The organism is Niallia endozanthoxylica, from assembly GCF_008710145.1.
In the GTDB taxonomy this organism is placed as follows: domain Bacteria; phylum Bacillota; class Bacilli; order Bacillales; family Cytobacillaceae; genus Bacillus_BD; species Bacillus_BD endozanthoxylica.
The window spans coordinates 1-14390 of sequence record NZ_VYKL01000033.1 but is presented as its reverse complement, the minus strand read 5'-3'; the positions used below and the strand labels follow the sequence as shown (position 1 = coordinate 14390).

The 14390-nt window shown below is 40.0% G+C and carries 25 protein-coding genes and 1 pseudogene; all 26 read left to right on the top strand.

Features of this window, described 5'->3' with window-relative positions:
* Positions 1-9 precede the first annotated feature (9 nt).
* The 26 genes and pseudogenes from rpsQ to rpsI all read left to right on the top strand — a co-directional run bounded on the left by rpsQ (position 10) and on the right by rpsI (position 14236).
* Positions 10-273: a 30S ribosomal protein S17 gene (gene rpsQ, locus F4V44_RS19925; RefSeq protein WP_150441773.1), complete on the top strand. Its 264-nt coding sequence runs from the start codon at positions 10-12 to the stop codon at positions 271-273.
* Between the two features lie 41 nt (positions 274-314).
* Positions 315-683: a 50S ribosomal protein L14 gene (gene rplN, locus F4V44_RS19920; RefSeq protein ID WP_150441772.1), complete on the top strand. Its 369-nt coding sequence runs from the start codon at positions 315-317 to the stop codon at positions 681-683.
* A gap of 35 nt (positions 684-718) precedes the next feature.
* Complete coding sequence (rplX, locus tag F4V44_RS19915) at positions 719-1030, top strand: 50S ribosomal protein L24 (RefSeq protein WP_150441771.1); 312 nt, start codon at positions 719-721, stop codon at positions 1028-1030.
* A 26-nt stretch (positions 1031-1056) separates the two neighbouring features.
* Positions 1057-1596 carry a 50S ribosomal protein L5 gene (rplE, locus tag F4V44_RS19910; RefSeq protein WP_150441770.1) on the top strand — a complete coding sequence of 180 codons (540 nt, stop codon included), beginning with the start codon at positions 1057-1059 and terminating at the stop codon, positions 1594-1596.
* A gap of 25 nt (positions 1597-1621) precedes the next feature.
* On the top strand, positions 1622-1807 hold the full coding sequence (gene rpsN / locus F4V44_RS19905; protein ID WP_020062302.1) for a 30S ribosomal protein S14: 186 nt from the start codon (positions 1622-1624) through the stop codon (positions 1805-1807).
* 30 nt (positions 1808-1837) lie between these two features.
* The gene (gene rpsH, locus F4V44_RS19900; RefSeq protein WP_150441769.1) at positions 1838-2236 is read left to right on the top strand and encodes a 30S ribosomal protein S8; all 399 of its coding nucleotides are present in this window, start codon (positions 1838-1840) and stop codon (positions 2234-2236) included.
* 30 nt (positions 2237-2266) lie between these two features.
* Positions 2267-2803: a 50S ribosomal protein L6 gene (gene rplF / locus F4V44_RS19895; RefSeq protein WP_150441768.1), complete on the top strand. Its 537-nt coding sequence runs from the start codon at positions 2267-2269 to the stop codon at positions 2801-2803.
* A gap of 32 nt (positions 2804-2835) precedes the next feature.
* Positions 2836-3198 carry a 50S ribosomal protein L18 gene (gene rplR, locus F4V44_RS19890; RefSeq protein ID WP_150441767.1) on the top strand — a complete coding sequence of 121 codons (363 nt, stop codon included), beginning with the start codon at positions 2836-2838 and terminating at the stop codon, positions 3196-3198.
* Between the two features lie 23 nt (positions 3199-3221).
* Entirely contained in the window at positions 3222-3722 is a 501-nt protein-coding gene (rpsE, locus tag F4V44_RS19885) for a 30S ribosomal protein S5 (RefSeq protein WP_150441766.1), read from the top strand.
* A gap of 13 nt (positions 3723-3735) precedes the next feature.
* The gene (rpmD, locus tag F4V44_RS19880; protein WP_150441765.1) at positions 3736-3918 is read left to right on the top strand and encodes a 50S ribosomal protein L30; all 183 of its coding nucleotides are present in this window, start codon (positions 3736-3738) and stop codon (positions 3916-3918) included.
* A gap of 33 nt (positions 3919-3951) precedes the next feature.
* A complete protein-coding gene (gene rplO / locus F4V44_RS19875; protein ID WP_150441764.1) occupies positions 3952-4392 on the top strand; it encodes a 50S ribosomal protein L15 in 441 nt (146 codons plus the stop codon).
* Complete coding sequence (gene secY, locus F4V44_RS19870) at positions 4392-5687, top strand: preprotein translocase subunit SecY (RefSeq protein ID WP_150441763.1); 1296 nt, start codon at positions 4392-4394, stop codon at positions 5685-5687. The genes rplO and secY overlap by 1 nt, the downstream gene beginning before the upstream one ends.
* Before the next feature lie 65 nt (positions 5688-5752).
* Positions 5753-6406 carry an adenylate kinase gene (locus F4V44_RS19865; RefSeq protein ID WP_150441762.1) on the top strand — a complete coding sequence of 218 codons (654 nt, stop codon included), beginning with the start codon at positions 5753-5755 and terminating at the stop codon, positions 6404-6406.
* A gap of 8 nt (positions 6407-6414) precedes the next feature.
* A pseudogene (locus F4V44_RS27545) lies at positions 6415-6537 on the top strand (type I methionyl aminopeptidase); the annotation flags it as partial.
* A 74-nt stretch (positions 6538-6611) separates the two neighbouring features.
* Positions 6612-6830 carry a translation initiation factor IF-1 gene (infA, locus tag F4V44_RS19860; RefSeq protein WP_009791305.1) on the top strand — a complete coding sequence of 73 codons (219 nt, stop codon included), beginning with the start codon at positions 6612-6614 and terminating at the stop codon, positions 6828-6830.
* 38 nt (positions 6831-6868) lie between these two features.
* Positions 6869-6982, top strand: a complete 114-nt coding sequence (gene rpmJ / locus F4V44_RS19855) for a 50S ribosomal protein L36 (RefSeq protein WP_003156543.1) — start codon at positions 6869-6871, stop codon at positions 6980-6982.
* Positions 6983-7005: 23 nt separating this feature from the next.
* Positions 7006-7371: a 30S ribosomal protein S13 gene (gene rpsM, locus F4V44_RS19850; protein WP_150441761.1), complete on the top strand. Its 366-nt coding sequence runs from the start codon at positions 7006-7008 to the stop codon at positions 7369-7371.
* 23 nt (positions 7372-7394) lie between these two features.
* The gene (gene rpsK / locus F4V44_RS19845; RefSeq protein ID WP_150441760.1) at positions 7395-7784 is read left to right on the top strand and encodes a 30S ribosomal protein S11; all 390 of its coding nucleotides are present in this window, start codon (positions 7395-7397) and stop codon (positions 7782-7784) included.
* A 169-nt stretch (positions 7785-7953) separates the two neighbouring features.
* A complete protein-coding gene (locus F4V44_RS19840) occupies positions 7954-8898 on the top strand; it encodes a DNA-directed RNA polymerase subunit alpha (RefSeq protein WP_150441811.1) in 945 nt (314 codons plus the stop codon).
* 80 nt (positions 8899-8978) lie between these two features.
* The gene (gene rplQ, locus F4V44_RS19835; RefSeq protein ID WP_150441759.1) at positions 8979-9341 is read left to right on the top strand and encodes a 50S ribosomal protein L17; all 363 of its coding nucleotides are present in this window, start codon (positions 8979-8981) and stop codon (positions 9339-9341) included.
* Positions 9342-9886: 545 nt separating this feature from the next.
* Complete coding sequence (locus tag F4V44_RS19830; protein WP_150441758.1) at positions 9887-10726, top strand: energy-coupling factor ABC transporter ATP-binding protein; 840 nt, start codon at positions 9887-9889, stop codon at positions 10724-10726.
* Entirely contained in the window at positions 10702-11571 is an 870-nt protein-coding gene (locus F4V44_RS19825) for an energy-coupling factor ABC transporter ATP-binding protein (protein WP_150441757.1), read from the top strand. Before F4V44_RS19830 ends, F4V44_RS19825 begins: the two co-directional genes overlap by 25 nt.
* Positions 11568-12365, top strand: a complete 798-nt coding sequence (locus tag F4V44_RS19820) for an energy-coupling factor transporter transmembrane component T family protein (RefSeq protein WP_150441756.1) — start codon at positions 11568-11570, stop codon at positions 12363-12365. Before F4V44_RS19825 ends, F4V44_RS19820 begins: the two co-directional genes overlap by 4 nt.
* Positions 12366-12376: 11 nt before the next feature.
* The gene (gene truA / locus F4V44_RS19815; protein WP_150441755.1) at positions 12377-13114 is read left to right on the top strand and encodes a tRNA pseudouridine(38-40) synthase TruA; all 738 of its coding nucleotides are present in this window, start codon (positions 12377-12379) and stop codon (positions 13112-13114) included.
* Between the two features lie 270 nt (positions 13115-13384).
* On the top strand, positions 13385-13822 hold the full coding sequence (gene rplM, locus F4V44_RS19810) for a 50S ribosomal protein L13 (protein ID WP_150441754.1): 438 nt from the start codon (positions 13385-13387) through the stop codon (positions 13820-13822).
* Positions 13823-13843: 21 nt separating this feature from the next.
* The gene (gene rpsI, locus F4V44_RS19805; RefSeq protein ID WP_150441753.1) at positions 13844-14236 is read left to right on the top strand and encodes a 30S ribosomal protein S9; all 393 of its coding nucleotides are present in this window, start codon (positions 13844-13846) and stop codon (positions 14234-14236) included.
* Positions 14237-14390: the final 154 nt, after the last annotated feature.

The following is a 14390-nucleotide window of genomic DNA, read 5'->3' as shown; positions in this document are numbered from 1 at the left end:
GGTTCATAAATGAGTGAACGTAACCAACGCAAAGTTTACACTGGACGTGTTGTTTCTGACAAAATGGATAAAACTGTTACTGTAGTCGTAGAAACATATAAAAAGCATCCTCTGTACGGCAAACGCGTAAAGTACTCTAAGAAATTTAAGGCTCATGATGAGCAAAATCAAGCAAAAACTGGCGATATCGTACGTATTATGGAAACTCGCCCGTTATCAGCTACAAAACGCTTCCGTCTTGTAGAAGTTGTAGAAAAAGCTGTAATTATCTAATTGTGCGGAATTATGCTTGATCCTGAAGGGAGGTTACACTAATGATTCAACAGGAAACAAGATTGAAAGTTGCGGATAATTCTGGTGCACGTGAAGTACTTACTATTAAAGTACTAGGTGGATCAGGTCGTAAAACAGCTAACATTGGTGATGTCATTGTTTGTACAGTAAAACAAGCAACACCAGGTGGCGTTGTTAAAAAAGGTGACGTAGTAAAAGCTGTTATTGTTCGAACTAAGTCTGGTGTTCGTCGTAACGACGGAACCTACATTCGTTTCGATGAAAACGCGTGTGTTATCATCCGTGACGACAAGAGCCCTCGTGGTACTCGTATCTTCGGACCAGTTGCACGTGAATTGCGTGATAACAACTTTATGAAAATCGTTTCTTTAGCTCCAGAAGTATTATAATTTAAAATTAATTGCCTTTAAGGAGGTGCAAACAGATGCATGTGAAAAAAGGTGACAAAGTAATGGTCATCTCTGGTAAAGATAAAGGCAAAACAGGTGTTATTCTTGCAGCTTTCCCTAAGAAAGATCGCGTTCTAGTTGAAGGCGTAAATATCGTAAAGAAGCACTCTAAGCCATCACAAATGAATCCACAAGGTGGAATCTTTAACCAGGAAGCACCTATTCATGTATCAAACGTTATGCCTATCGATCCGAAGACCGGTGAACCAACTCGTGTAGGCGTAAAAGAAGTGGACGGTAAAAAAGTACGTTATGCAAAAAAATCCGGTGAAGTTCTAGATAAATAGTCAAATGAAGAAGGGAGGTACAATGAATGAGCCGCCTAAAAGAAAAATATGTTAAAGAAATTACTCCTGCTTTAGTAAGCAAGTTTAACTATAAATCAGTTATGCAAGTACCAAAAATCGAGAAGATTGTAATTAACATGGGTGTTGGTGATGCAGTTCAAAACGCAAAATCACTTGATGTTGCAGTAGAAGAACTAGCATTAATTAGTGGTCAAAAACCATTAGTAACTCGTGCTAAGAAATCAATTGCTGGTTTCCGTCTTCGTGAAGGAATGCCTATCGGTGCGAAGGTTACACTTCGTGGAGAGCGCATGTACGAATTCTTCGATAAATTAGTTTCAGTTTCACTTCCACGTGTACGTGACTTCCGTGGTATTTCTAAGAAGTCTTTTGATGGTCGTGGTAACTATACACTTGGTGTTAGGGAACAATTAATCTTCCCTGAAATTGATTATGATAAAGTAAGCAAAGTACGCGGTATGGATATCGTTATCGTAACTACAGCTAATACTGATGAAGAAGCTCGTGAACTTTTAACTCAATTCGGAATGCCATTCCAAAAGTAATCTCTAAATAGAGGGAGGCGAAAACGTGGCTAAAAAGTCAATGATTGCGAAACAAAAGCGCACGCCAAAATTTAAAGTGCAAGATTATACTCGTTGCGAACGCTGTGGCCGTCCGCATTCTGTATACCGCAAATTTAAGCTTTGCAGAATTTGTTTCCGTGAATTAGCATACAAAGGACAAATTCCTGGTGTTAAAAAAGCAAGCTGGTAAAACCCAAAACTGGGAAGGAGGTAAATATAAATGGTCATGACAGATCCAATTGCCGATTTGCTTACACGTATTCGTAATGCAAATATGGTTCGTCACGAAAAGTTAGAGGTTCCTGCTTCTAACGTCAAGAAAGAGATTGCTGAAATTTTAAAGCGTGAAGGTTTCGTTCGTGATGTTGAATATATTGAAGATAATAAACAAGGTATTATTCGCATTTTCTTAAAATACGGTGCTGGCAGTGAGCGTGTAATTACTGGTCTTAAGCGTATCAGTAAGCCAGGTCTTCGTGTTTATGCAAAAGCAAATGAAGTACCACGCGTACTAAATGGTCTAGGAATCGCGTTAGTATCTACTTCACAAGGTGTTCTAACAGATAAAGAAGCCCGCGCTAAACAAGTGGGCGGCGAAGTATTAGCGTACGTTTGGTAATATATTTTTTCATGAATGGAGGTGCAATAAATGTCTCGTGTAGGTAAAAAACCAATTGAAATTCCAGCTGGAGTTACAATTTCATTTGATAACAATACTGTGACTGTAAAAGGTCCTAAGGGAGAACTTTCTCGTTCATTTAATCCTGATATCGAAATCAAGGTTGAAGATAACGTGATTACAGTATCTCGTCCTTCAGATCAGAAAGAACACCGCGCATTGCACGGAACGACTCGCGCGTTGCTTTCTAACATGGTTGAAGGTGTTTCTAAGGGCTTTGAAAAGTCACTAGAATTAATCGGTGTCGGATACCGTGCACAAAAACAAGGTAAAAAACTTGTATTAAACGTTGGTTATTCTCACCCTGTTGAAATTGAACCTGAAGAAGGTATTGAAGTAGAAGTACCTGCAAATACAAAAATTATTGTAAAAGGTACAAACAAAGAGCGTGTAGGCGCATTAGCTGCCAATATCCGTGGCGTTCGTCCTCCAGAGCCATACAAAGGCAAAGGGATTCGTTATGAAGGCGAATTTGTACGTCGTAAGGAAGGTAAAACAGGTAAGTAATGCTGCATAGCTAAACGAAAGGAGTGACCAAGATGATTACGAAGGCTGATAAAAATGCAGTCCGTAAGAAAAGACACGCACGTGTGCGTTCTAAACTTTCTGGAACTGCTGCTCGTCCTCGTTTAAATGTGTACCGTTCAAACAAACACATTTATGCACAACTAATTGATGATGTTAATGGAGTTACTTTAGCAAGTGCTTCTACATTGGATAAAGAAGTTAGTGTTGAATCTGCAAGCAATATTGATGCTGCTGTTAAGATCGGTGAATTAGTAGCTAAACGCGCTGTTGAGAAAGGTATTAAATCTATTGTTTTTGACCGTGGAGGATACCTATATCATGGACGCGTGAAGGCATTAGCAGATGCTGCACGTGAGAACGGTTTAGAATTCTAATAGATAAAGGAGGGACACAAAGAATGCGTCGCATTGATCCAAATAAGCTTGAACTAGAAGAACGCGTAGTTACGGTTAACCGTGTTGCGAAAGTTGTTAAAGGTGGACGTCGTTTCCGCTTCACTGCTCTTGTAGTAGTTGGCGATAAAAATGGTCACGTTGGCTTCGGCACTGGTAAGGCACAGGAAGTTCCTGATGCTATCCGTAAAGCAATCGAAGATGCAAAGAAAAACTTAATTGAAGTGCCTATGGTGGGTACAACACTTCCTCACGAAGTTATTGGACACTACGGTGCCGGTGAAGTACTTCTTAAGCCTGCTTCAGAAGGTACAGGAGTTATTGCAGGTGGACCAGTTCGTGCGGTACTTGAATTAGCTGGTGTAGGTGATATCCTATCTAAATCTTTAGGAACAAACACACCAATCAATATGATTCGTGCTACAATCGATGGTTTAAAACAAATGAAACGTGCTGAAGACGTAGCGAAATTACGTGGAAAATCAGTAGAAGAACTGTTAGGATAAGGAGGGAACTATAATGACAAATAAATTACAAATTACCCTCACTCGCAGTGTTATCGGTCGACCACAAGATCAAAAAGAAACTGTTAAGGCTCTTGGTTTACGTAAATTAAACCAAACAGTTGAGCAGCAGGACAATCCTGCAATTCGCGGAATGATTAACAAAGTTGCTCACTTAGTAACTGTTAAAGAAAACTAATATCATTCTTCTTAAAAATAAGGAGGTGCCAAAATGAAACTTCATGAATTAAAACCTGCAGAGGGTTCTCGTCATGAGCGCAAGCGTAAAGGACGCGGTATCGGATCTGGTAATGGTAAAACTGCTGGTAAAGGTCATAAAGGACAAAATGCCCGTTCAGGCGGTGGTGTTCGTCTTGGATTTGAAGGTGGTCAAACTCCTTTATTCCGTCGTTTACCAAAACGTGGTTTTACAAACATTAACCGTAAAGAGTACGCGATCGTTAACCTTGACGTTCTTAACCGTTTTGAAGAGGGAACAGAAGTTACTCCAGAATTGTTAATTGAAACAGGTATCGTAAGTAACGAAAAGTCTGGAATCAAAATCCTTGGAAAAGGAACTCTTGAGAAGAAGCTTTCTGTTAAAGCTCATAAATTCTCCTCTGCTGCAAAGGAATCAATTGAAGCTGCCGGCGGTAATGCTGAGGTGATTTAATGTTTCAGACAATCTCCAATTTTATGCGCGTGGGTGATATAAGACGAAAGATCATATTCACCCTTTTAATGTTGATTGTATTTCGCATCGGTACATTTATCCCTGTACCGAATGTGAATGCAGAGATTCTCGCTGCTCAAGATCAGCTTAGTGTGTTTGGAGTATTGAATACATTTGCTGGGGGAGCGTTAAATAACTTCTCAATTCTGGCAATGGGGATTATGCCGTATATTACAGCTTCCATCATCATTCAATTATTACAGATGGATGTTGTTCCAAAATTTACGGAATGGTCAAAACAAGGTGAGGTTGGTCGTCGTAAATTAGCTCAATTTACACGATATTTTACAATCATTCTTGGATTTATCCAAGCTTTAGGTATGTCATATGGCTTTAATAATATGGCTGGCGGGATGCTAATTGAAAATCCCAACATTGGAACATATTTATTAATATCAGTTGTATTAACAGCAGGAACTGCATTTCTTTTATGGTTAGGGGAAGAAATCACCTCAAAGGGTGTTGGTAATGGAATTTCCATTATCATCTTTGCAGGTATTGTTTCTGGTATTCCTAATATAGTCAATCAAATTTATGCTCAACAATTTGAGAATGCCGGGGAAGAGATTTTTCTTCGTATCGTTACGGTATTGTTAATTGTGATTGCAATTATTGCTATTGTTGTTGGTGTTATTTTTGTTCAAGAGGCATTAAGAAAAATCCCAATCCAATATGCAAAGCGAATGACTGCAGGACGTAATCCTGTCGGTGGACAATCGACACACTTACCTTTAAAAGTTAATGCAGCTGGAGTAATTCCTGTCATTTTTGCTGTGTCATTTATTGTGACACCTAGAACGATTGCCTCATTTTTTGAGCAAAACGATGTGACGCTTTGGATTCAGAAAGTATTTGATTATACAACTCCAATTGGAATGGTCATTTACGCTGCTCTAATCATTGCGTTCACGTATTTCTATGCCTTTATTCAAGTGAATCCTGAACAAGTGGCAGAGAACTTGAAGAAACAAGGTGGATATATACCCGGTATTCGTCCTGGACTAAATACACAGCAGTATTTAACTAGTACGTTATATCGTTTAACTTTTGTTGGCTCTATATTCCTGACTGTGATTGCTGTCCTGCCTGTCTTTTTCACAAAGGTTGCCGGATTGCCGCAATCAGCACAAATTGGCGGAACCAGTCTTTTGATTGTTATCGGTGTTGCACTTGAAACAATGAAGCAACTGGAATCTCAATTAGTGAAACGTCACTATAAAGGGTTTATCAAATAATCTTGTAGTAGGGATTCTAGATATAACACATTCCTATAAACTCATTGGACCGAGGGGGAATACGCATGAATTTAGTATTAATGGGGCTCCCTGGTGCCGGAAAAGGTACACAAGCTGAGAAAATCGTCGAAAAATACGGCATCCCTCACATTTCAACTGGGGATATGTTCCGTGCTGCCATTAAAGAGGGAACTGAACTAGGCTTAAAGGCCAAGTCCTTTATGGATAAAGGAGACTTAGTTCCAGATGAAGTTACTATTGGTATTGTACGTGAACGTTTAAGTAAAGCTGATTGTGATAAAGGTTTCTTGCTTGATGGGTTTCCAAGAACGGTTGCTCAGGCAGAAGCTCTTGAAAACATGCTTTCTGACTTGAATAAAACAATCGATTTTGTTATAAACATTGATGTGGACCAAGAGATTCTTATGGAGCGCTTAACAGGCAGACGTATTTGTAAGTCTTGTGGTGCTACTTATCATCTTGTATTTAACCCACCTGCAAAGCAGGACGTTTGTGATAAATGCGGCGGAGATTTATATCAACGTGCAGATGATAATGAGGAAACGGTTGGTAATCGCTTAGAAGTTAATCTAAAGCAGACGAAACCATTGCTTGATTTTTATGAAACAAAAGGATACTTACGAAATATCAATGGTCAACAGGATATTCGTATCGTTTTTGCTGATCTCGATAAATTACTCGGGAGCTTACATGAATGATCCTTTGTAAACATGTGCGACTAGGTGAACGTTTATCGAACATCTCCCACACCATTCAATCGTATACAGAATCAAACGGCCTAACCATTGCGCAAGAGTATGTGGGATCTAGCATCGGGCAAGACTTACATTAGGGTCTACTAATATAGCGCTTTAGGAATAAAGCCTTGAATAGATACTTGAAAAAGAAGGGAGAATGGTCTCGATGGCGAAAGACGATGTAATTGAGATAGAAGGTACGGTTATCGAAACTTTACCTAACGCTATGTTTAAGGTAGAGTTAGAAAATGGTCATACAGTTTTGGCTCATGTCTCTGGGAAAATAAGAATGCACTTTATTCGTATTTTACCTGGTGATAAGGTAACTGTTGAGCTTTCACCTTATGATTTGACTCGCGGAAGAATCACTTACCGTTTTAAATAAATCTCATTGCACTCCGTACTATTAAGGAGGTTAGGATAATGAAAGTAAGACCATCAGTAAAGCCGATCTGCGAGAAATGTAAAGTTATCCGCAGAAAAGGTAAAGTCATGGTTATCTGCGAAAACCCTAAACATAAACAAAAACAAGGTTAATAAGAAGGAGGTGCGCATAATATATGGCACGTATTGCAGGTGTAGATATTCCACGTGAAAAACGTATTGTTATCTCATTAACTTATATCTATGGTATTGGTAAAATCACTGCTCAAAAGGTATTAGCTGAAGCAGGTGTATCTGAAGACACACGCGTTCGCGATTTAACAGAAGATGAATTAAACAAAATCCGTGAAATTATTGACAGATTAAAGGTTGAAGGTGACCTTCGTCGTGAGGTTTCTCTTAACATTAAGCGTCTAATGGAAATCGGATGCTACCGCGGACTTCGTCACCGTCGTGGTTTACCAGTTCGTGGACAAAATACTAAAAACAACGCTCGTACACGCAAAGGTCCTCGTAAGACTGTAGCGAACAAAAAGAAATAATCGGTAAAGGAGGTATACTTTAAATGGCACGTAAAACGAATACACGCAAACGCCGTGTTAAAAAGAATATTGAATCAGGAGTTGCACATATCCGTTCAACTTTTAACAATACAATTGTAACAATCACTGATGTTCATGGGAATGCATTATCTTGGTCAAGTGCTGGTGCTCTAGGCTTTAAAGGTTCTCGTAAATCAACTCCATTCGCTGCGCAAATGGCTGCAGAAACTGCTGCTAAAGCTTCAATGGAACATGGTATGAAAACTCTAGAAGTTACTGTTAAGGGACCAGGTGCTGGACGTGAAGCAGCTATCCGTGCTCTTCAAGCTGCTGGTTTAGAAGTAACAGCAATTAAAGACGTAACTCCTGTTCCTCATAACGGTTGTCGTCCTCCAAAACGTCGTCGCGTATAATTTTTCTGTATAGAATTTGTAACCTTGTCTATAATGGGTTATGATAGAATTTATTTCTTTTATACAGAATGATTATTCCAGTTGTTGTGCACAAATGGGATGTATACTGGGGGAATTTCGGTTAGGAACCTAGCCGGGGTTTCGACGTTTTGAAGGAGGGTATATTTTGATGATCGAAATAGAAAAACCAAAAATCGAAACGATTGAGATCAGCGATGATGCCAAATATGGAAAGTTCGTCGTGGAGCCGCTTGAGCGTGGATATGGTACTACATTAGGTAACTCCTTACGTCGTATTTTATTGTCCTCACTTCCTGGCGCTGCTGTTACATCGATTCAAATTGACGGAGTACTTCATGAGTTCTCTACAATTGAAGGTGTAGTTGAAGATGTTACGTCAATCATCTTAAACATTAAAAAAATGGCACTTAAAATCTATTCTGATGAAGAAAAGACTCTTGAAATTGATGTACAAGGCGAAGGTGTTGTGAAAGCAGCGGATGTAACACACGATAGTGATGTTGAAATCCTAAATCCTGATCTTCACATTGCAACGCTTGGTTCAAATGGTCATCTACGAATGAGATTGACTGCCCGTCGTGGTAGAGGATATACTCCTGCTGATCAAAACAAACGGGAAGACCAACCAATCGGTGTAATTCCTATCGACTCTATTTACACTCCAGTTTCGCGTGTCTCTTACCAGGTGGAAAATACACGTGTCGGTCAAATGACTAACTTTGATAAGTTAACACTTGATGTTTGGACAGATGGCAGCACAGGTCCGCAAGATGCAATTGCACTTGGGGCAAAGATTTTAAATGAGCATTTAAACATTTTTGTCGGCTTGACAGATGAAGCTCAAAACGCTGAGATTATGGTTGAAAAAGAAGAAGATCAAAAAGAAAAAGTTCTAGAGATGACAATTGAAGAATTAGATCTTTCTGTTCGTTCATATAACTGCCTAAAGCGTGCAGGCATCAACACTGTTCAGGAATTAGCTAATAAGACTGAAGAAGATATGATGAAAGTACGTAATCTTGGTAGAAAATCTCTTGAAGAAGTAAAACATAAATTAGAAGAGCTTGGGTTAGGCTTACGTAAAGATGACTGATTCGTTAACCTGGTTAACGATGTCTGATTGCTAATTTATAACTCAGGACTCAAAACTTCAACAAAGGAGGGAAACTTTCCATGGGATACAGAAAGTTAGGACGTACTAGCTCACAACGTAAAGCTATGTTACGCGATTTAGCTACAGATTTAATTATTAACGAGCGTATTCAAACAACTGAAACTCGCGCTAAGGAGCTTCGTTCTGTTGTTGAAAAAATGATTACTCTTGGTAAACGTGGAGATTTACATGCTCGTCGTCAAGCAGCAGCGTTTATTCGTAATGAGGTAGCTAACGCTGAAACAAACCAAGATGCTTTACAAAAGCTATTTGTTGACATCGCACCACGCTATGAAGAGCGTCAAGGCGGATATACTCGTATCATGAAACTTGGACCACGTCGTGGAGACGGAGCTCCAATGGTTATCATTGAACTAGTTTAATTATGATTTAATTTCCAACAAGGGCATAGGACAGTTTTACATTGAACTTGTTCGTGCCCTTTTTTCAAAACCATCGAATCAGTGAGAAGATATTCTCACACAGCCAAAAAAGAGCGTTACGATGAGTATGTCCCTCCATTGTAATGGATGGTACACTATTTGATTGTGTGCTTGTGTCAATTGATTCAGCGTGACACATTCTGACATATCTCGTCTAGCTCATGCGTCTTTTCACAGAACTGTTAATGGACAAATATTTGCCATTGTGAAAAGACGCAGGCTTTTTTGTGCTATCCCTGAATTTTTCTGAGCAATGATTTGGGTGGCAATCTCTATTTGCAGTTTGCAGGTAAACTGCACTGATTCTGCATGAGTGTACTCACATAATATGTCAACAATATCGATTGCTTCACAATCATAAGCTCGCCTATTGGCGAGTATTTTTTTTATTCCCTATATAGTAGATTTTAATGGGATTAGTTTAGTATAGTGTAGAAAGATGGCGAATCGTGAATATCGATTGCTGAGCTGAGAGGAGGCCAAGGATGAAAAAGCCGCTAGTTCAAATAGAAAATATATCATACCAATATGAAGATCAAGCATCTTTTGCTCTTGATGATGTGACGATGACAATCTATGAAGGAGAATGGCTGGCAATTGTCGGGCATAATGGGTCGGGAAAATCAACCCTGGCCAAGCTTTTAAACGGGCTTCAATTTCCTAAGGAGGGTCATATTACCGTATGCGGAATTCCTTTAACAGAGGAAAGTGTTTGGGATGTTCGTAAATTAGTTGGAATGGTGTTTCAGAATCCTGATAATCAGTTTGTCGGAGCAACTGTCCAGGATGATGTTGCATTTGCCTTAGAAAATAATGGGGTTCCAAGGGATGATATGGTTCAACGGGTCAAAACGTCGTTAGAAAAGGTGAAAATGGAATCCTTTCTAAATCAAGAACCGCATAATCTTTCCGGAGGTCAAAAGCAAAGAGTGGCCATTGCAGGAGTTATAGCACTCCGTCCGGCACTTATTATTTTGGATGAAGCGACATCCATGCTTGATCCGCGCGGCCGGGAAGAGGTACTTCATACGGTTAGAGAATTAAAGTCAAATCATAATATGACCGTCATTTCTATCACACATGATTTAGAGGAGGCAGCAAAGGCCGACCGAATTATTGTGATGAACAAAGGAAAGCTTTACCGTGAAGGGACTCCGGAAGAGATTTTCCAAATGGATGAGGAGCTGATTGCTCTAGGCCTGGATATTCCATTCCCGGTCAAAATGAGCAAGCTGTTAAAAGAAAAGGGCATATGGATTGATAAGCCTTATTTATCTGAAAAAGAGTTGGTGGAAGAGCTATGGACATCTCACTTCAACAGGTAGAATACCGTTATCAGGCTAATACACCTTTTGAACGGCTGGCATTAAAAAATGTGTCCTTTGATATTCCTGAAGGTACGTATCTTGCTATTATCGGCCATACAGGTTCTGGCAAGTCAACCGTGCTTCAGCATTTGAATGCATTGTTAAAGCCGACAAAAGGAAAAATGATTATTGGTGACACAGAAATTACAGCAGGTCAAAAGCAAAAGCATCTAAAAAAGGTAAGACAAAAAGTTGGGATTGTTTTCCAGTTTCCTGAACACCAATTATTTGAAGAGACCATTGAAAAGGATATTTGCTTTGGTCCAATGAATTTCGGTGTGTCTGAGGAAGAAGCGAAACGAAGAGCAAAAGAAGTGATTAAGCAAGTGGGTCTTTCAGAGGACTATTTGCAAAAGTCTCCGTTTGATCTCTCCGGCGGTCAAATGAGACGGGTAGCTATAGCAGGTGTCCTGGCTATGGAACCAGATGTAATTGTCTTGGATGAACCAACAGCTGGCCTTGATCCGCGCGGCCGCAAGGAAATCATGAATATGTTCTATTCACTTCACAAGGAAAAGAAACTTTCAACTATCCTTGTCACACACAGTATGGAGGATGCTGCACGCTATGCTGACCAAATTATTGTGATGCATAAAGGTGAGGTATACAAAAAAGGAACTCCTGAGGAGATTTTTGCCTCTCCTGAAGGCTTGATTGAGCTTGGCCTAGATGTTCCGGAGGTCATTCGTTTCCAGAAAAGCTTTGAGGAAACCTGTAAAGTAAAGCTGGACCGAATCTGCCTGACTACGGAACAATTAGCAGAGTCTGTGGCTGCTTCTATGAAAAGAGGTGTGCCCAAATGATGGATAAAATGATTTTTGGCCGCTATGTCCCAGCAGACTCACTTCTCCATCGGCTAGACCCAAGATCAAAGCTGCTGATTGTCTTTCTCTTTGTTTGTATCGTCTTTATTGCGAATAATGCGATTACTTATGGTATTTTATTACTTTATACAATATTTATGATTATGCAATCAAAGGTACCTGTACGTTTCATTTTACTTGGCCTTATTCCTGTTATATGGCTTGTTATATTTACCTTGCTGATCCACTTCCTTTTTACTCGTGAAGGGGATATTGTTATCGATTGGGGCATTATTAAGATATATGAAGAGGGAATTAGACAAGGGCTATTTATTTCTACGCGTTTTTTCCTTTTAATCTTATTGACGTCGTTATTGACACTCACGACCACGCCTATCGAGATAACGGATGGAATTGAGTATTTGCTTGCTCCGCTTAAAAAGGTTAAATTTCCTGTTCATGAGCTGGCGTTGATGATGTCAATCTCGCTTCGGTTTATTCCGACGCTTATGCAGGAAACAGATATCATTATGAAAGCACAGACGGCCCGTGGCGTTGACTTTTCCAGCGGCCCTGTAAAGGATCGTCTCAAGGCGATTATTCCGCTTCTCATTCCATTATTTATTAGCTCGTTTAAAAGGGCAGAGGAGCTTGCTGTTGCTATGGAAGCAAGGGGCTATCGCGGCGGTGAAGGCAGGACGAAGTATCGTCAGTTAAACTGGACGTTTGCAGATACAGCCATGTTATTATTATTGGCTGTTGTTACAGTCTTATTAATCATATTTCGAACGTAGTGAGGTAACCAATGCAGCGGTATAAATGTACGATAAGCTACGATGGCACTTTATTTTCCGGTTATCAGGTTCAGCCTGGTAAGCGGACGGTTCAAAGTGAAATCGAAGAGGCATTGAGAAAGCTTCATAAAGGCAGTACGATTAGGATCTCGGCATCAGGCAGAACGGATGCAGGGGTTCATGCCAAGGGTCAGGTCATTCACTTTGATTCTCCGTTACAAATACCTGAGGACAGATGGGTGAAGGCACTTCATTCACTTCTGCCTGATGATATTGTCATTCTAAAGGCAGAGAAGGCTGCGCCTGACTTTCATGCGCGCTTTGACGCTAAGGGGAAGGAATATCGATATTTTATCCGGCTTTCGGATGTTAAGGATCCTTTTACACGACATTATCAATTTCAATTCGGCTACCAGCTGGATATCGAGAAAATGAAAGAAGCTGCGGCCTATTTAATTGGGACTCATGACTTTACTAGTTTTTGTTCGGCAAAAACAGAAGTAGAAGACCGTGTTCGCACGCTTCAAAGGATTGAAATGGATAAAGACGGAGATCAATTAATGTTCCGCTTTGCCGGTGACGGATTTCTTTACAACATGGTTAGAATTCTCGTAGGCACTTTATTAGAAACAGGTCGCGGACTTCGCCAGCCTGATGAAATGAAAGCTATTCTAGCTGGCAAGGATCGCAGTCTGGCAGGCAAAACGGCTGCTTCGCATGGTTTATATTTATGGAAAGTGTTTTACTAATATAGGGTACTTTCTCACCTTTATACAAGCAAGTTGCGATGCCTAGACCCCTGGGATTGGCCTATGTCTGTAGGGTCTGAGCAAGGAGTTTCCGCTTTTTTTTCAAAGCAACTAAACCTGGTGTAACATTTTCTTGACATTAGGTAAGTTAGGTTATATTATTATATGGTATGATTTTTAATCCCACGATAAGCCCCGGAACTTATTGTGATTAAATATGCGAATGTACTTTTTTAAAAAAATGAACAGTTATTATTAGGAGGGAAATTCATGCGTACAACGTTTATGGCGAATGCACAAAATATTGAGCGTAAATGGTACGTGGTTGATGCAGAAGGCAAAACATTAGGTCGCCTTGCTTCTGAAGTTGCATCTATCTTACGCGGTAAACATAAACCAACTTACACACCACATGTTGACACAGGTGATCACGTTATCATCTTAAATGCTTCAAAAATCGAATTAACTGGTAATAAATTACAAGATAAAATTTACTACCGTCACAGTAATCACCCAGGTGGTTTAAAACAAAGAACGGCTCTTGAAATGCGTACAAACTACCCAACAAGAATGCTTGAACTAGCAATCAAAGGTATGCTTCCAAAGAATACTCTTGGTCGTCAAATGTTCAGCAAATTACATGTATATGCTGGTAGCGAACATCCGCACCAAGCTCAAAAACCTGAAGTTTACGAACTTCGTGGATAATTTATAAGGGAGGTTATTATCTTGGCACAGGTTCAATATATCGGTACTGGTCGTCGTAAAAGCTCCGTTGCACGTGTTCGTTTAGTTCCAGGCGACGGTAAAGTAATCATCAATGGTCGTGAAATGGTTGATTATATCCCATTCGCAGCATTACGTGAGGTTGTTAACCAACCTTTAGTAGCTACTGAAACTCTTGGCAGCTATGATGTACTTGTAAATGTTAGTGGTGGAGGTTACACTGGTCAAGCTGGTGCAATCCGTCACGGTATTGCTCGTGCATTGCTTCAAGCTGATCCAGAATTCCGCACAACTTTAAAGCGCGCTGGATTATTAACTCGTGACCCACGTATGAAAGAACGTAAGAAATACGGTCTTAAAGGTGCGCGTCGTGCGCCTCAGTTCTCAAAACGTTAATTTGGACGTTTCAAGGCTCTCAAGCTTTTTGCTTGGGGGTCTTTTTGTTTTGATAAAGAGATGATAAGATTGGTACGAGAAAATGTGAGTCTAGTCCTATTTGATAAAGCAAGAAAAAAGGAGTGCGTTCCTCATTCGTGCATCAATGAGGGGT

What these genes read in the sequence shown, in the direction of transcription:
- rpsQ (WP_150441773.1), top strand. Translation starts at nt 10, where the DNA reads ATGAGTGAACGTAACCAACGCAAAGTTTACACTGGACGTGTTGTTTCT.
- rplN (WP_150441772.1), top strand. Translation starts at nt 315, where the DNA reads ATGATTCAACAGGAAACAAGATTGAAAGTTGCGGATAATTCTGGTGCA.
- rplX (WP_150441771.1), top strand. Translation starts at nt 719, where the DNA reads ATGCATGTGAAAAAAGGTGACAAAGTAATGGTCATCTCTGGTAAAGAT.
- rplE (WP_150441770.1), top strand. Translation starts at nt 1,057, where the DNA reads ATGAGCCGCCTAAAAGAAAAATATGTTAAAGAAATTACTCCTGCTTTA.
- rpsH (WP_150441769.1), top strand. Translation starts at nt 1,838, where the DNA reads ATGGTCATGACAGATCCAATTGCCGATTTGCTTACACGTATTCGTAAT.
- rplF (WP_150441768.1), top strand. Translation starts at nt 2,267, where the DNA reads ATGTCTCGTGTAGGTAAAAAACCAATTGAAATTCCAGCTGGAGTTACA.
- rplR (WP_150441767.1), top strand. Translation starts at nt 2,836, where the DNA reads ATGATTACGAAGGCTGATAAAAATGCAGTCCGTAAGAAAAGACACGCA.
- rpsE (WP_150441766.1), top strand. Translation starts at nt 3,222, where the DNA reads ATGCGTCGCATTGATCCAAATAAGCTTGAACTAGAAGAACGCGTAGTT.
- rpmD (WP_150441765.1), top strand. Translation starts at nt 3,736, where the DNA reads ATGACAAATAAATTACAAATTACCCTCACTCGCAGTGTTATCGGTCGA.
- rplO (WP_150441764.1), top strand. Translation starts at nt 3,952, where the DNA reads ATGAAACTTCATGAATTAAAACCTGCAGAGGGTTCTCGTCATGAGCGC.
- secY (WP_150441763.1), top strand. Translation starts at nt 4,392, where the DNA reads ATGTTTCAGACAATCTCCAATTTTATGCGCGTGGGTGATATAAGACGA.
- F4V44_RS19865 (WP_150441762.1), top strand. Translation starts at nt 5,753, where the DNA reads ATGAATTTAGTATTAATGGGGCTCCCTGGTGCCGGAAAAGGTACACAA.
- infA (WP_009791305.1), top strand. Translation starts at nt 6,612, where the DNA reads ATGGCGAAAGACGATGTAATTGAGATAGAAGGTACGGTTATCGAAACT.
- rpmJ (WP_003156543.1), top strand. Translation starts at nt 6,869, where the DNA reads ATGAAAGTAAGACCATCAGTAAAGCCGATCTGCGAGAAATGTAAAGTT.
- rpsM (WP_150441761.1), top strand. Translation starts at nt 7,006, where the DNA reads ATGGCACGTATTGCAGGTGTAGATATTCCACGTGAAAAACGTATTGTT.
- rpsK (WP_150441760.1), top strand. Translation starts at nt 7,395, where the DNA reads ATGGCACGTAAAACGAATACACGCAAACGCCGTGTTAAAAAGAATATT.
- F4V44_RS19840 (WP_150441811.1), top strand. Translation starts at nt 7,954, where the DNA reads ATGATCGAAATAGAAAAACCAAAAATCGAAACGATTGAGATCAGCGAT.
- rplQ (WP_150441759.1), top strand. Translation starts at nt 8,979, where the DNA reads ATGGGATACAGAAAGTTAGGACGTACTAGCTCACAACGTAAAGCTATG.
- F4V44_RS19830 (WP_150441758.1), top strand. Translation starts at nt 9,887, where the DNA reads ATGAAAAAGCCGCTAGTTCAAATAGAAAATATATCATACCAATATGAA.
- F4V44_RS19825 (WP_150441757.1), top strand. Translation starts at nt 10,702, where the DNA reads ATGGACATCTCACTTCAACAGGTAGAATACCGTTATCAGGCTAATACA.
- F4V44_RS19820 (WP_150441756.1), top strand. Translation starts at nt 11,568, where the DNA reads ATGATGGATAAAATGATTTTTGGCCGCTATGTCCCAGCAGACTCACTT.
- truA (WP_150441755.1), top strand. Translation starts at nt 12,377, where the DNA reads ATGCAGCGGTATAAATGTACGATAAGCTACGATGGCACTTTATTTTCC.
- rplM (WP_150441754.1), top strand. Translation starts at nt 13,385, where the DNA reads ATGCGTACAACGTTTATGGCGAATGCACAAAATATTGAGCGTAAATGG.